At 68.9% G+C, this 15,044-nt stretch carries 11 protein-coding genes and 2 pseudogenes; 2 read left to right on the top strand and 11 right to left on the bottom strand.

The window, feature by feature from the left end; all coding sequences use genetic code 11:
* Nucleotides 1-249, top strand: a pseudogene (locus AC1DOC_RS01990) (SMI1/KNR4 family protein); the annotation flags it as partial.
* A gap of 37 nt (nucleotides 250-286) precedes the next feature.
* Here AC1DOC_RS01990 and AC1DOC_RS01985 read toward each other — a convergent pair.
* The 7 genes from AC1DOC_RS01985 to AC1DOC_RS01955 all read right to left on the bottom strand — a co-directional run bounded on the left by AC1DOC_RS01985 (nucleotide 287) and on the right by AC1DOC_RS01955 (nucleotide 8,056).
* Nucleotides 287-1,471, bottom strand: coding sequence for an FAD-dependent monooxygenase (locus tag AC1DOC_RS01985; protein WP_478079823.1), 1,185 nt, complete (start codon nucleotides 1,469-1,471; stop codon nucleotides 287-289).
* A 5-nt stretch (nucleotides 1,472-1,476) separates the two neighbouring features.
* Nucleotides 1,477-1,767, bottom strand: a complete 291-nt coding sequence (locus tag AC1DOC_RS01980; protein ID WP_012746589.1) for a DUF6587 family protein — start codon at nucleotides 1,765-1,767, stop codon at nucleotides 1,477-1,479.
* Nucleotides 1,768-1,830: 63 nt separating this feature from the next.
* Complete coding sequence (gene feoB, locus AC1DOC_RS01975) at nucleotides 1,831-3,726, bottom strand: ferrous iron transporter B (RefSeq protein WP_012746588.1); 1,896 nt, start codon at nucleotides 3,724-3,726, stop codon at nucleotides 1,831-1,833.
* On the bottom strand, nucleotides 3,719-4,027 hold the full coding sequence (locus AC1DOC_RS01970; protein ID WP_041945639.1) for a FeoA family protein: 309 nt from the start codon (nucleotides 4,025-4,027) through the stop codon (nucleotides 3,719-3,721). Before AC1DOC_RS01970 ends, feoB begins: the two co-directional genes overlap by 8 nt.
* A 145-nt stretch (nucleotides 4,028-4,172) precedes the next feature.
* A complete protein-coding gene (locus AC1DOC_RS01965; RefSeq protein ID WP_012746586.1) occupies nucleotides 4,173-4,625 on the bottom strand; it encodes a metallophosphoesterase family protein in 453 nt (150 codons plus the stop codon).
* The gene (acnA, locus tag AC1DOC_RS01960) at nucleotides 4,622-7,489 is read right to left on the bottom strand and encodes an aconitate hydratase (protein ID WP_012746585.1); all 2,868 of its coding nucleotides are present in this window, start codon (nucleotides 7,487-7,489) and stop codon (nucleotides 4,622-4,624) included. The genes AC1DOC_RS01965 and acnA overlap by 4 nt, the downstream gene beginning before the upstream one ends.
* A gap of 153 nt (nucleotides 7,490-7,642) precedes the next feature.
* Nucleotides 7,643-8,056 carry a hypothetical protein gene (locus AC1DOC_RS01955; RefSeq protein WP_012746584.1) on the bottom strand — a complete coding sequence of 138 codons (414 nt, stop codon included), beginning with the start codon at nucleotides 8,054-8,056 and terminating at the stop codon, nucleotides 7,643-7,645.
* A 132-nt stretch (nucleotides 8,057-8,188) separates the two neighbouring features.
* Here AC1DOC_RS01955 and AC1DOC_RS01950 point away from each other — a divergent pair, with 132 nt between their 5' ends.
* Nucleotides 8,189-9,034 (top strand): helix-turn-helix domain-containing protein, encoded by an 846-nt coding sequence (locus AC1DOC_RS01950; protein WP_478079821.1) that lies wholly within the window; start codon nucleotides 8,189-8,191, stop codon nucleotides 9,032-9,034.
* Here AC1DOC_RS01950 and AC1DOC_RS01945 read toward each other — a convergent pair.
* The 4 genes and pseudogenes from AC1DOC_RS01945 to AC1DOC_RS01930 form a co-directional block, all read right to left on the bottom strand.
* Complete coding sequence (locus AC1DOC_RS01945; RefSeq protein ID WP_478079820.1) at nucleotides 8,940-11,198, bottom strand: acyl-CoA dehydrogenase; 2,259 nt, start codon at nucleotides 11,196-11,198, stop codon at nucleotides 8,940-8,942. The genes AC1DOC_RS01950 and AC1DOC_RS01945 overlap by 95 nt on opposite strands.
* A 193-nt stretch (nucleotides 11,199-11,391) precedes the next feature.
* The gene (locus AC1DOC_RS01940; RefSeq protein ID WP_412510510.1) at nucleotides 11,392-13,980 is read right to left on the bottom strand and encodes a bifunctional aconitate hydratase 2/2-methylisocitrate dehydratase; all 2,589 of its coding nucleotides are present in this window, start codon (nucleotides 13,978-13,980) and stop codon (nucleotides 11,392-11,394) included.
* Nucleotides 13,981-14,064: 84 nt separating this feature from the next.
* Complete coding sequence (locus tag AC1DOC_RS01935) at nucleotides 14,065-14,616, bottom strand: hypothetical protein (protein ID WP_012746580.1); 552 nt, start codon at nucleotides 14,614-14,616, stop codon at nucleotides 14,065-14,067.
* A 33-nt stretch (nucleotides 14,617-14,649) separates the two neighbouring features.
* Nucleotides 14,650-15,044: pseudogene (locus AC1DOC_RS01930) on the bottom strand (CoA ester lyase); the annotation flags it as partial.

The raw sequence follows: 15,044 nt of genomic DNA, 5'->3' as shown, positions 1-15,044 counted from the left end.
GCGGAGCCCAGCGTGGCGGCCATCGTCAAATGCGCGGCCTGCGGTGCGCCCGCCAGCGCGCACCTGGTCGCCGATGCATGTGCAGAGGCCGGCATCGACGTGCCGCCCGCCTTCGTGATCGAACGCGATGCGACGCTGGCCGAACTCGAAGCCACGCTGCTCGAGGTCCGGGAAGGCACGCACGGCCACTACCTGGGTGCCGAGGGCCTGGCCGAACGCATCGAGCATCTGCAGACCTTCAGGCTCTGAGGGTGCGCGGCGCGGCCGCCGTCAGCCGCCCGTGCAGTCAGCCGCCATACAGCCAGGGCTGGTCCAGCAGCCGCGCGCCCAGCGCGCGCATCGCCAGGTCGCGGCCGACGCGCACCGCACCGGCCGCATGAAAGATCCGGCCGTTGCGCCGGGCCTTGGCCTGCACGAGCGCGTTGCGCTGCCAGCGCGCCGCGGCATAGCGCGCGAAGGCGGCCGGCACGTCGGCCGCATCGCCTTGGCCCAGTGCCTCGGCCAGCGCCACCGAATCTTCGATGGCCATGCCCGCGCCTTGCGCCAGGTAGGGGACCATCGGATGCGCGGCATCGCCCACCAGCGCCACGCGCTCATGGGCCATCTCGGCCGCAGAGGCCAGCGGCGGCCGGTCGCTGAGCGTCCAGGCGCGCCAGCCGGGCATGGCTTCGAGCAGTGCCTGCAAGGCGCGCCCGCTGCGGCCCGTGGCCTTTTGCAGTGCGGCGAGGCTGCTGGCCTGGTCCCAGTCGCGTGCATCGCCGGCCGGCGCCGATTCCGCGATCACCACCACGTTGAGCCAGTCGCCGCCGCGCACCGGGTACGCCACCGCATGCAGCTGCGGGCCGAGCCACACGTCGATCCGGCCGCGGCGCAGGGCCTGCGGCAGCGCGGCCTGCTCCGCCATCGCGCGCCAGGCCGTGTGGCCGGTGGCGCGCGGCGGCTCGGCCGCGGATGGCGTGTCGAGGCGTTGCCGCGCGAGGCTCCAGAGGCCGTCGGCGCCGATCAGTGCCTCGCCTTCCCAGGCCCGCGCGCCGCTGCTCGAGATGCACACAAGATCGTCGCTGGTCTCGACCTGCGCAATGCGCGCATCGGTCACCAGCGTGCCCCTGCCGCGGGCGCGCACCGCTTCGAGCAGCAGCGCATGCAGGTCGGCGCGGTGCACGCAGAGATAAGGGGCGCCGTAGCGCTCGCGCATCGCATCACCCAGCGGCAGGCGGGCCAGTGCGGCGCCGCTGCCAGCGCTCTGCACCACCAGGGCATCGGGCCGGGCGGCGATGGCCTCCAGGCCTTCGGCCAGGCCCACCTGCGCGAGGCGCCGCGTGACATTGGGTCCCATCTGGATGCCGGCGCCGATCTCGGCGAACGCGGGCGCCTGCTCGAAGACATCGGCGCGGTGGCCGCCGCGGGACAGCGCCAGCGCAGCAGAAAGCCCCCCGATGCCGCCCCCGACGACGAGGATGTGCGTGGGCATCGGCCTCAGCGGCTGTGCGTGGACAGCGGGCCCTGGCCGGCTTTGTCGGATTCGGGTTGGGGGGCGGCCGTCTTGGGACCACAGCTGCCGCAGCTGTCGCAGGAGCCGCAGCCCGAGGTCTTGGCAAGCGAGGCCGCCAGCTGCTCGGCGCGCTCCTGGTCGACCAGCCCGGCACGGTGCGTGCCGGCCGCGAGCCTGTGCGCGGCACTGCGCCGCCAGCCCGCAGGCATCCAGCGCCAGACCGCATAGAACGCGGCGGCCGCGACGATCAATCCGACGATCAATTGCTGTGTCATGTCCGTTTACTCCAACGCGCGTTCGAGACTAACCCAGAAACATCGCTCAAGCCTTGCGGCAGGTCATCCCGCGCCCAGCGCCAGCGCCACGCGGTAGGTGATGAAGCACGCCATGTAGGCCAGCGCGAACAGGTAGCCGGCCATGATCCAGACGTACTTCCATGAGCCGGTTTCGCGCTTGACCGCCGCGAGCGTGGAAATGCACTGCGGCGCAAACACATACCAGACCAGCAGCGACAGCGCCGTTGCGAGCGACCAGCTGCCCGCGATCAGCGGCTCGAGCTGGCCGGCCACGTCGTCGCCGCTGGCCGAGAGCGCATACACCGTGCCGAGCGCGCCTACCGCCACTTCGCGCGCCGCCATGCCCGGCACCAGCGCGATGGAGATCTGCCAGTTGAAGCCGATGGGCGCGAAGATGTGCTCCAGGCCGCGGCCGATCATGCCCGCCAGGCTGTACTGGATGGCCGGGCCCGTGGCGCCTTCGGGCGGCGACGGGAAGGTCGACAGGAACCACAGCAGGATCGTGAGCGTGAGGATGATCGTGCCCACGCGCTGGATGAAGATCCAGGCCCGCTCGTAGAGCCCGAGCGCCAGGTTGCGCACATTGGGCCAGCGGTAGGCCGGCAGCTCCATCATCAGCGGCGAATGCTGCTTGCTGTCGCGGAAGCGCTTCATCACCCAGGCCACCGCCATGGCCGACACGATGCCGAAGACATACAGCGCGAACAGCACCACGCCCTGCAGGTTGAACACGCCGCCCACGGTGCGCGCGGGAATGAAGGCCGCGATCAGCAGCGCATAGACCGGCAGGCGCGCCGAGCAGGTCATGAGCGGCGCAATCATGATGGTGGTGATGCGGTCGCGCCAGTTGCTGATGGTGCGCGTGGCCATCACGCCGGGAATGGCGCAGGCAAAGCTCGACAGCAGCGGAATGAAGGAGCGGCCCGACAGGCCCACCGTGCCCATCACGCGGTCCAGCAGGAAGGCCGCGCGCGGCAGGTAGCCCGAGTCTTCGAGCGCCAGGATGAACAGGAACAGGATCAGGATCTGCGGCAGGAACACGATCACGCCGCCCACGCCGGCAATCACGCCATCGACCAGCAAGCTCTGCAGCATGCCTTCGGGCATGTGGGCCTTCAGCAGGTTGCCCAGGCCCTCGGTGCCGGCCTTGATGGCGTCCATGGGCACGTTGGCCCAGCTGAACACGGCCTGGAACATCAGGAACATCGTGACCGCGAGCACCAGCAGGCCCCACACCGGGTGCATCACCACGCGATCGATGCGGTCGCTGGTGGCCAGGCTGCCGACCGGCTCGTGCACGGCCAGGCCGAGGATGCGGCGCACTTCGCGCTGCGTGGCCAGCACGTCGTCCAGCCCCGGCGCCTGCCAGGGCAGCGGCGCCGCGGCGGCCACGGGTGCATCGAGGGCTTCGAGCAGGCCCTGCGCGCCGCCCGACTGCACGCCCACGGTCTCGATGACCGGCACGCCCAGTTCGCGCGACAGCACGGCCGTGTCGACCGCGATGCCCTGCTTCCTGGCCATGTCGGTCATGTTGAGCGCCACCACCATCGGCAGACCCAGGCGCTTGGCCTCGAGCACGAGCCGCAGGTTGAGCCGCAGGTTGGTGGCATCGGTCACGCACACCAGCAGGTCGGGCAGGGGCTCGCTGCTCTTGCCCGTGACCACGTCGCGCGTCACGGCCTCGTCCACGCTGAGCGCGTTGAGGCTGTAGGCGCCCGGCAGGTCGAGCACGAACACGCGCCGGCCCGACGCGGTGCGCAGCGACCCTTCCTTGCGCTCGACCGTCACGCCGGCATAGTTGGCCACCTTCTGGCGGCTGCCGGTGAGCAGGTTGAACAGCGCCGTCTTGCCGCAGTTCGGATTGCCCAACAACGCGATGCGCGCAGGCTGCGCCGTGGCCGCAAGGCGCCCCGGTCCCTGGATGACGGCCTCAACCATGGCTTGCGCCCTCCGGCACGCCGGGTGCCACGTGGATCAATGCGGCCTCATGGCGCCGCAGTGCGAAGGTGGTGTGGCCCAGCCGCACCGCCAGCGGCTCGCGCCCCGGCAGGCCGCGGGCGACGATGCGCACGGCCTCGCCCGGCACGAAGCCGATCTCGGTCAGGCGCAGCACGAGCTCGCGGTCGTCCGCGCCCTCGGGGCGGGCCACGTCGAGCACCGTGGCCCACTGGTTGTCGGGAAGCTGGTCGAGCCGCAGGCCGGAAGATGCCGGCGCGGCCCCGAAATGGTTGGTTTGCACGGTAAGAAAGTGCGCCGGATTCCAGGCGCGCCAATGGAGCAAAAGCTAGATGCTATCAATTCTCAATCGCAGAAACCTGACGAAGCCCCTTTGACCTCGCGGGCCGGGTTCTTTTTTTGCGGGTTTGCGGCCGCCCGGGGCGCATTCAGCCCAGTTCGAGGATGCGCGCCGACACGGCATCGCCATCGACAATGAGTTCGGCCACGGCAATTGGCAATTTGAATCGTCGCGGGCCGGCGCTGCCCGGGTTGACGTAGAGCACGCCCCCGCGCTCCTCGATCTTCGGCTTGTGGGAGTGGCCAGAGACCACCACGCGGACGCCGGCGGGGGCGGCGGCGAGCTGCGACAGGTCGTGCACCGCATGCACGAGCACGCTGCCCACCTGCAGCAAGGCCGTTTCCGGAATGCGGCCGGCCCACGGCGCGCGGTCGTTATTGCCGCGCACCACGGTCAGCGGCGCGATGGCGGCGAGCGCCTCGAGGATGCCGGCATCGCCGATGTCCCCGCCATGCACGATGAAGTCGCTGCCCTGCAGCGCCGCCACGGCCTCCGGGCGCAGCAGGCCGTGGGTGTCGGAGATGAGGCCGACGCGGATCAAGCCGCGAGCAGCTGCCTGAGCACGAAGGGCAGGATGCCGCCGTGCTTGTAGTAGTCGACCTCGATCGGCGTGTCGATGCGCAGGCGCACCGTCACCTCCTGGTGGCTGCCGTCGGCGCGATGCACCACGAGCTTCACGTCCATCTGCGGCTTGAGTTCGCCGCCGATCACCACGTCGATCTGCTCGTCGCCCACGAGGCCCAGCGTCTGCCACGAATCGGCGCCGCGGAACTGCAGCGGCAGCACGCCCATGCCGACCAGGTTGGCGCGGTGGATGCGCTCGAAGCTGCGCGCCACCACGGCCTTGATGCCCAGGAGCTGCGTGCCCTTGGCAGCCCAGTCGCGCGAGGAGCCGGTGCCGTATTCCTCGCCGCCGAACACCACCGTCGGCACGCCCTGCGCCATGTACTTCATGGCGGCGTCGTAGATGAACATCTTCTGGTTGCCCGGCTGGAACAGCGTGACGCCGCCCTCTTCCTGCGTGCCGTTGACGTCCGGCGGAATCATCAGGTTCTTGATGCGCACGTTGGCGAAGGTGCCGCGCATCATCACGTCGTGGTTGCCGCGCCGCGAGCCGTAGCTGTTGAAGTCGGCCTTGGCCACGCCGTGCGCCTTGAGCCAGATGCCCGCGGGCGAGCTCTCCTTGATCGAGCCGGCCGGCGAGATGTGGTCGGTGGTGATCGAGTCGCCGAAGAGCGCCATGATGCGCGCGCCCTTGAAGCCCGCGTCCGAGGCGTGCGGCTCCATCTTGAAGCCCTCGAAGAACGGCGGCTCGGCAATGTAGGTGGAAGAAGGCCAGTCGTAGACCTGCCCCGTCGTGCCCTTGATGCTGCTCCAGAACTTGCCGGGGTCGGTCTTGACCTTGTCGTAGTTCGCGCGGAACGACTTGGCGTTCATCGCGTAGCGCAGGTTCTGGTCGATTTCCTTCGGGCTCGGCCAGATGTCGCCCAGGTACACGTCCTTGCCGTTCTTGCCCTTGCCCACGGGCTCGGTCATCAGGTCGACCATCACGTTGCCCGCGATCGCGAAGGCCACCACCAGCGGCGGCGAGGCCAGGAAGTTGGCCTTCAGGTTCGGATGGATGCGCGCCTCGAAGTTGCGGTTGCCCGAGAGCACGGCCGCGCCGACCAGGTCGTTCTTGACGATGGCGTCGTTGATCTCGGGCGTGAGGTCGCCCGCGTTGCCGATGCAGGTGGTGCAGCCGTAGCCGGCGAGGTAGAAGCCCAGCTTCTCGAGGTACGGCAGGAGGCCCGCCTTCTCGAGGTATTCGGTGACGATGCGCGAACCCGGCGCGAGCGAGGTCTTGACGTGCGGCTTGACCGTGAGGCCCGCCTCCACCGCCTTCTTGGCCAAGAGGCCGGCCGCGAGCATCACGCTCGGGTTGGAGGTGTTGGTGCACGAGGTGATGGCCGCGATCAGCACGTCGCCGTTGCCGATGCTCACGCCGTCCTTGGGCGAGGTGGGCGCCGTGGCGCTCACATGGGCCGCTGCCTTGGTCGAGCGGTTGTCCACCATCTCGACCAGGTCGCGCGGCGCGCCCGGCGGCGGCGGCGCGGCTTCCTCGTCGCCGCCCTGGCCGTTCACGGCGAGCGGGTAGCGCAGCTTGAGCCGCTCGGCCGGCTGGTTGAAGCCGTTGGCATCGTTGGGCTTGCTGAAGAGCTCGGCGAACTTGGTCGACAGGTGGCCCAGGTCGATGCGGTCCTGCGGCCGCTTCGGGCCCGCCAGGCTCGGCGACACGGTGCCCAGGTCGAGCTTGACGATCTTGGTGTAGTCGATGTCGCCGGGCGCCGGCATGCCGAACAGGCCCTGCGCCTTGTAGTAGGCCTCGAAGCGCTCGACCTCCTCCCTGGTCCGGCCGGTGCCCTCGAAGTAGGCCACGGTCATTTCGTCGACCGGGAAGAAGCCCATGGTGGCGCCGTACTCGGGCGCCATGTTGCCGATGGTGGCGCGGTCGGGCACCGCGATCGAGGCGGCGCCGGGGCCGAAGAATTCGACGAACTTGCCCACCACCTTCTCGGCCCGCAGGATGGCCGTGACGTACAGCACCAGGTCGGTGGCCGTGACGCCTTCGCGCAGCTTGCCGGTGAGCTCGAAGCCCACCACGTCGGGCGTCAGCATGTACACCGGCTGGCCCAGCATGGCGGCCTCGGCCTCGATGCCGCCCACGCCCCAGCCGACCACGCCCACGCCGTTGATCATGGTGGTGTGGCTGTCGGTGCCCACCAGCGAGTCGGGGTAGTACACCGGCACCTCGGCGTTGTCGTTCGAGCTCTTGTAGACGCCGCGCGCAAAGTATTCGAGGTTGACCTGGTGCACGATGCCGAAGCCCGGCGGCACCACGCCGAAGGTGTCGAAGGCCTGCATGCCCCACTTCATGAACTGGTAGCGCTCGTTGTTGCGCTGGAACTCGAGCTTCATATTGAGGTCGAGCGCCTTGGGCGTGCCGTAGTAGTCGACCATCACCGAGTGGTCGACCACCAGGTCGACCGGCACCAGCGGCTCGATGGTCTTGGGCGACTTGCCGAGCTTGGCGGCCACGCTGCGCATGGCGGCCAGGTCGGCCAAGAGCGGCACGCCGGTGAAGTCCTGCAGCACCACGCGGGTGACGACGAACGGGATCTCGTCGATGCGGTCCGCATTGGGCGCCCAGCGGGCCAGCTCTTCGACGTGCTTGGCCGAGACCTTCTTGCCGTCGCAATTGCGCAGCACCGACTCGAGCACGATGCGGATCGACACCGGCAGCCGCTCGACGCTGGGATATTGCTTCGCCAGCTCCTTCAGCGACCAGTACTTGCCGGACTTGCCCGATGCGGTCTTGAAGGTCTTGAGGGTGGACGCAAAGGCGTGCGCCGGTGCTTTGGCCATTGAGGAACTCCTGATTGTTCGTGGAAGCTCTTCAAGGATAGCGGGGAACGATGTCAGCTGCTGTAGTCTGTCTTCCAACCCGGTCCTTCGGCCCGCGGCGTTCCTCATCGCGAAAAATGCCGGATAAATGGGCGTTGCCGGCATCCCGCGCCCTCAGGCCAGGGCCATGTCCGCACCGCCGCGGGTGCGGCGCAGGCCGGTCCATTGCAGCTCGGCCAGCACCACCACGCACAGCGCCTGCGCCAGCACCCAGGCCGTGCCCAGCGCGGTCACGGCGAACGCGCCGCTCACCAACAGCGCGATGCAGGCCACGGCCCAGCCGAAGTTGCCGGCCACCACGAGGCCGACCAGCGTGCGCGGCGGCGTGCGGCGGCTGGCCATCAAGGCCGCGGCAGCCGCGTAGGCCAGCAGGAAGACACCGGTTCCCATGAGCAGCGGCGCCGGCAGGCCGGTCAGCCCGGCGAGCGCGCCGGTGAACGCGACCTGCAGCGCACCGGTCGCGGCGCAGGACGCGGCGTCGGCCCACATCACGTTGGGCAGGAAGCGGGGGGATGCAAAGACGGACACGAGAATCTCCTTCGGGTGGTACGCCGCAAGCCAATCCTGCCGCGTTGGAGCCAATGATTCCGTTCGGCCTGCGTCGCGTCGATGACCTCGGAGGTCATGGCGCGGCATCGGCGCCGCGCCAGAATGCGGGCCATGAACACCACCCGCATTCACTCCACCGCTGCCGGCCAGCCCGGCGCGCGCGATCCGTTCGGCGCCCACCTGCGGCACTGGCGCACCCGCCGGCGGCTCAGCCAGCTCGACCTGGCGCAGGAAGCCGAGGTCTCGACCCGCCACCTGAGCTATGTGGAGACGGGCCGCGCCGCGCCCAGCCGCGAGATGGTGCTGCGCCTGGCTGAGCGGCTCGACGTGCCGCTGCGCGAGCGCAATGCGCTGCTGGTGGCCGCGGGCTTCGCGCCGATGTACCGGCAGCGCTCGCTCGACGACCCGGCGATGGCCTCGGCCCGGCGCGCGGTGGACCTGGTGCTCAAGGGCCATAAGCCCTTCCCCGCCCTCGCCGTCGACCGGCACTGGAACCTGGTGGCGCACAACGCGCTGGTGCCGATGCTGATGGCCGGCGCCGCCCCCGAGCTGGTGAAGGCGCCCATCAACGTGCTTCGCCTGAGCCTGCATCCCGAGGGCCTGGCTTCGCGCATCGCCAATCTCGCGCAGTGGCGCGCCCATCTGCTCGAACGGTTGCAGCAGCAGATCGCGGCCACCGGCGACACCGTGCTGCAGGCCCTGCACGACGAGCTCGAAGCCTATCCCACGCCACAGGTGAGCCACGACACACCCGCTGCCGACACGGAGCTGTCGGGCGTCGTGGTGCCCTTTCAGCTGGCCACGCCGAACGGGGTGCTGAGCTTCATCAGCACCACCACCATCTTCGGCACGCCGGTGGACGTCACTTTGCAGGAACTGGCGGTGGAGTCCTTCTTTCCGGCCGATGCGCAGACGGCCGCGGCGCTAACTGCGCTGGCGGCGCAGCCGGCCGGTTGAGCGCCGCGCGCGCCTGCTGCTGCGCGGGGCCTTCGAAGTCGTCGACCTGGATCACCTTGTCGGCGGCCTTGAGGTAGGCCAGCGCCAGTCCCGGATCGGGCGCCGAGCCTGCGGCTTCCTCGAACGAGCGGGTGCGCCGCAGCGCCTTGTCGAGCATGGCCGCGGTGTCGCCGCCGAGCTGCTCGCCCAGCTCCAGCGCATGCATCAGGTCGCGCAGGCCGCCGGCCGCGGGCTCGCTGAGGTCCGGCGCCAGCCGCTGGACGATGCGCGGATCGGTGCGCAGCAGTTCGGCCAGCGCCATCAGCTGCACGTCGCGCAGCGGCGCCAGGTGCGCGGTGCGGCGCAGCACCAGCGCGCCGATCACGCGCCGCCCGGCAGTCGGCAGGTTGGCATACAGGTCGCGCAGGATCTTCCCGGCCTCGTCCAACTGCAGCCGGATCGCGGCCTGGGCAAAGGGCAGCAATTCGGGCGCCGCGTCGACCCGGTAGCGCCATACGCTGGCGCTGGCCAGGTACAGGTGCGCGAGCACGTCGCCCAGCCGCGCCGACAGCAGCTCCATGCGCTTGAGCCGGCCGCCGAGCAGGCCCATGGCCAGGTCGGCGGTGAGCGCGTACTTGGCGCTCATGCGCGCGATCAGCCGCGCCTCGCGCGCCAGCGCCTCGGGCGGTTCGCCCACTACCGGCGCGCCGAACAGGCTGTGCCACAGATTGGCAGCCACATGCCTGCCGTGCGCGACGAGCGCACGTCCCAGCGCCTTCTCGTCGCGCGCCTGCACGGCCGCCATTTCGGCCAGCACATGCGGATGGCAGCGGATCGCGCCCTGGCCGAACACGATGAGCGCGCGCGTCAGGATGTTGGCGCCCTCCACCGTGATCGCGATCGGCGCCTGCCGGTAGGACACGCCCAGCAGGTTCGACGGCCCGGAGATGATGCCCTTGCCGCCCAGGATGTCCATGCCGTGGTTCACGGCGCGCCGCCCGGCCTCGGTGAGCTGCACCTTGAGGATCGCGCTGGCCACGCTCGGCCGCTCGCCCTTGTCCAGCGCGGCCGCGGTGAAGCGCCGCGCCGCATCGCTCGCATAGAGCTCGGCCGACATCTGCGCGACCAGGCCCGCAACCGCATGGAACTTGCCGATCGGCAGGCCGAACTGCTCGCGGATCTGCCCATAGCCGTTGCTCACGTAGAGCGCCGTCTGCTGCATGGCCGAGCCGAGCGCGGGCAGCGAGATGGCGCGGCCCGCGGCCAGGCACTCCATCAGCATGCGCCAGCCCCGGCCCACCTGCTTTTCGCCACCGATCACCCAGTCCACCGGCACGAACACCTGGCGGCCATGGATCGGGCCGTTCATGAAGGCGCTGTCCATCGGGCGATGGCGCCGGCCGATCTCCATGCCTTCGTGCGGCACCGGAATCAGCGCGCAGGTGATGCCGAGTTCGCGCTCGCCCTCGGGCCTGCTCTCGTCCACCGCGTGGAAGGCCAGCCCCACGACGGTGGCAACGGGCGCGAGCGTGATGTAGCGCTTGTCGAAGTCGACCAGGAAGCCGCGCGTGCGCCGGCCGCCGAATTCGCGCTCGACCATGACCCCGCGGTCCGGGATGGCGGCCGCGTCGGAGCCCGCATAGGGCGAGGTCAGCCCGAAGCATGGAAGCTCGCGGCCATCGGCCAGGCGCGGCAGGTAGCGCACCTTCTGCGCGTCGGTGCCATAGCGCAGCAGCAGCTCCGCGGGCCCGAGGGAGTTGGGCACCATCACCGTCACGGCGGCGGCGATGTTGACGGTGGCGATGCGCGCCACCACCGTGGCATGCGCGTAGTGGCCAAAGCCAAGGCCGCCGAATTCCTCGGGAATGATCATGCCGAAGAAGCGCTTGTTGCGCAGGTAGCGCCACACCTCGGGCGGCAGGTCGCGCGCCTGGTCGATGGCGTGGTCGTCGAGCATGCGGCACAGCTCGCGCACCTCGCGGTCGATGAAGGATTGCTCGCGCTCGCTGAGCCGGTTGGGCCCCATGGCCGAGAGCAGGTCGAAGTCGGGACGCCCCGCGAAAAGCAGGCCTTCGAAGCCGACGGTGCCGGCCTCGAGCGCGGCGCGTTCGGTGTCGCCGAGTGGCGGCAGCGCCTTGGAAAACGGCCGCATGGCCCATCGGCCGATCAGAGAGGCCAGAGGCATGGCGTGTCTCCTTGTTCTCCGCGACAAGCGGCGGAGAAAGGCCATTCTTGTCAGAGAGGCCGGCTTTCCCGGCCGGCCAAGGGCGCCCCTGCGTGTCGGAGATTGCCGGGCAGCCGGATAAAAGTGCCACCCCAGACGCAGGAAAGCCCCGCCGAAGCGGGGCTCCCATCCAATGCGCGAAAGCGCCCGAGGATCAGGCCGCGACTGCGGCGCCGGCCTCGGTCTTGTAGTCGTCGATCTTGTCGAAGTTCAGGTACTGGTAGATCTGCGCGCTCGATGCGTCGAGCACGCCCGTGGCGGCCATGTACTCCTCGCGCGTCGGGATGCGGCCCAGGCGCGAGCAGATCGCGGCCAGCTCGGCCGAACCCAGGTACACGTTGGTGTTCTTGCCCAGGCGGTTCGGGAAGTTGCGGGTGCTGGTCGACATCACCGTGGCGCCTTCGCGCACCTGCGCCTGGTTGCCCATGCACAGCGAGCAGCCCGGCATCTCGGTGCGCGCACCGGCATTGCCGAACACGCCGTAGTGGCCTTCCTCGGTGAGCTGGTGCGCATCCATCTTGGTGGGCGGCGCGATCCACAGCTTGACCGGGATGTCGCGCTTGCCTTCGAGCAGCTTGGAAGCCGCACGGAAGTGGCCGATGTTGGTCATGCACGAGCCGATGAACACTTCGTCGATCTGGGCGCCGGCCACGTCGCTCAGCGTCTTCACGTCGTCGGGGTCGTTCGGGCAGGCCACGATCGGCTCGTGGATGTCGGCCAGGTCGATCTCGATGACGGCGGCGTAGTCGGCGTCGGCATCGCCCTTGAGCAGCTGCGGGTCCGCCAGCCAGGCTTCCTGCGCGGCGATGCGGCGCGCCAGCGTGCGGGCGTCGGCATAGCCTTCGGCAATCATCCACTTCATCAGCGTGATGTTGCTGTTGATGTACTCGATGATCGGTTCCTTGTTCAGGTGCACCGTGCAGCCGGCGGCCGAACGTTCGGCCGAGGCGTCGCTCAGCTCGAAGGCTTGTTCGACCTTCAGGTCCGGCAGGCCCTCGATCTCGAGGATGCGGCCCGAGAAGATGTTCTTCTTGCCCTTCTTCTCGACCGTGAGCAGGCCGCTCTTGATGGCATACAGCGGAATCGCGTTGACCAGGTCGCGCAGCGTGACGCCGGGCTGCATCTTGCCCTTGAAGCGCACGAGCACCGATTCGGGCATGTCCAGCGGCATCACGCCGGTGGCGGCCGCGAACGCCACGAGGCCGGAGCCCGCGGGAAAGCTGATGCCGATCGGGAAGCGGGTGTGGCTGTCGCCGCCGGTGCCGACGGTGTCGGGCGTGAGCAGGCGGTTGAGCCAGGAATGGATCACGCCGTCGCCCGGGCGCAGCGAGACGCCGCCGCGGTTGGCCATGAACTCGGGCAGTTCATGGTGCATCTTGACGTCGACCTTCTTCGGGTAGGCCGCCGTGTGGCAGAACGACTGCATCACGAGGTCGGCCGAGAAGCCCAGGCAGGCCAGGTCTTTCAGCTCATCGCGCGTCATCGGGCCGGTGGTGTCCTGCGAGCCGACCGAAGTCATCTTGGGTTCGCAGTAGGTGCCGGGGCGCACGCCCTGGCCTTCGGGCAGGCCGCAGGCGCGGCCGACCATCTTCTGCGCGAGCGAGAAGCCCTTCTTGGTGTCGACCGGGCTTTGCGGCAGGCGGAACAGCGTCGAGGCCGGCAGGCCCAGCGCCTCGCGCGCCTTGGCCGTGAGGCCGCGGCCGATGATCAGCGGAATGCGGCCGCCGGCGCGCACTTCGTCGAACAGCACGTCGCTCTTGACCTTGAATTCGGCAATGACCTTGCCGTCCTTGAGGGCCTTGCCTTCGTAGGGGCGCAGTTCGACCACGTCGCCCATGTTCATCTGCGCCACGTCGAGCTCGATCGGCAGCGCGCCCGAGTCTTCCATGGTGTTGTAGAAGATCGGCGCGATCTTGCCGCCGAGGCAGACGCCGCCGAAGCGCTTGTTGGGCACGAAGGGAATGTCTTCGCCGGTGAACCACAGCACCGAGTTGGTGGCGCTCTTGCGCGACGAGCCCGTGCCGACCACGTCGCCGGCATAGGCCACGAGGTGGCCGCGCGCGCGCAGGTCCTCGATGAACTTCACCGGGCCGCGCTTGCCGTCTTCTTCAGGGACGATGCCGGGGCGGGCGTTCTTGTGCATCGCCAGCGCGTGCATCGGAATGTCGGGACGCGTGGTGGCGTCGGGTGCGGGAGAGAGGTCGTCGGTGTTGATTTCACCGGCCACCTTGAAGATGCTGACCGTGATGCTTTGCGGCACTTCGGGACGGCTGGTGAACCATTCGGCATCGGCCCAGCTTTGCAGCACGCCCTTGGCGTGGGCGTTGCCCTTGTCGGCCTTTTCCTTGACGTCGTGGAACTGGTCGAACATCAGCAAGGTCTTCTTCAGGCCCTCGGCCGCCACGGCGCCTACTTCGGCGTCGTCGAGCAGGTCGATCATCGGGCTGATGTTGTAGCCGCCGAGCATGGTGCCGAGCAGTTCGGTGGCACGCGCACGCGAGATGAACGCGTTCTTCTCGGTGCCGTGGGCCACGGCCGCCAGGTAGCTCGCCTTGACCTTGGCCGCGTCGTCGACGCCGGCGGGCACGCGATGGGTGAGCAGATCGAGCAGGAAGGCACCGTCCTTGGCATTCGCGCTCTTGAGGAGCTCGATGGCTTCGGCGGTTTGCTTCGCGCTCAATGGCAGCGGCGGAATACCGAGCGCGGCGCGTTCGGCAACATGGTCAACGTAGGCTTGCAACATCTTCTTTTCTCCGGAAACTGGCTGGCTGACGGGCGTGCGGTACGGCAAGCAAGAGCCGCGCCGCACCCCGTGTGTGGGACTCTCTTACTTCTTGGCCGCGTCGGCGCCTTCGAACAGGCTCTTGGGCGGGTTCTTCTTCATTTCTTCGGCAAACGCGACCTGCTCGGCGGTCTGGCATTCGTCGGCAATGCGCAGGCCCGCCTTCTGGTTCATCAGCATCGACTTGTTGCCCAGCTGCAGCCACATGGCACCAGCACGGGGGTCTTCGAGGCGGATGGCGCCGGTGCGGCTTTCGACCGGGTGCATGCGGTACTTCACGCCCTTGGTCGACACGTTGAAGAAGCCGGGCTTCTTCTCGTCGGCGTCCACGGTCACGTCGGCGCCGAGTTCGCACTGGGCCTTGCCGAGCGAAACGCGCTTGGCGACGGCCAGGTCGGCCTCGGTCAGCACGATGTTGGTTTCGTCGGCAATGGGCGTGACTTCCTCGACGGCCTTGGCGGCCTTGCGGGTGACCTGCTTCTTGGCGGGCGCCTTCTTGGCTTCGGACTTGGCGGCCGGCTTGGCGGGGGTGGTCTGCGCCGTGGCGGCGAACGGAAGCGCCAGGGCCATAGCGGCGATCAGGGCAATTTTCTTCATGGGTGTGTTTCCTTGAGGCTGGATTCGGAAGTTTCAGGAGGCCGCGAGTGCAAACCAGGTTTTGGCTTCTGGCGGCAGCGCGCGCCCTGTTGCGTGGGCACGCGTCAGCACTTGCCAGAAATGGCGATAGCTCGCGCGGTCGTGCAATGTGCCATCAATTTGCGTCGGAGCCCAATTTGCGAGGGCCGCATTTGTAATGATTTTTGTGGCAATTTGAATCTGCGCCTCATCGGGCGCAAATGCCTCCAGGATGGGCCGGATCTGGTTCGGATGGATGCTCCACATGCGCGTGTAGCCGAATTCGGCGGCCGCCTTGCGGGCTGCCAGGCGCATCGCGGCGGTGTCGTTGAACTCGGTGACGACGCAGTGCGAAGGCACCTTGCCGTAGGCATGCGCGGCGGATGCAATGGCCAGCTTGGCGCGCACCA

It is taken from the genome of Variovorax sp. 01T439_2, from assembly GCF_056398445.1.
The sequence above is the reverse complement of the archived record's forward strand: the minus strand, read 5'-3'. Positions and strand labels throughout refer to the sequence as shown.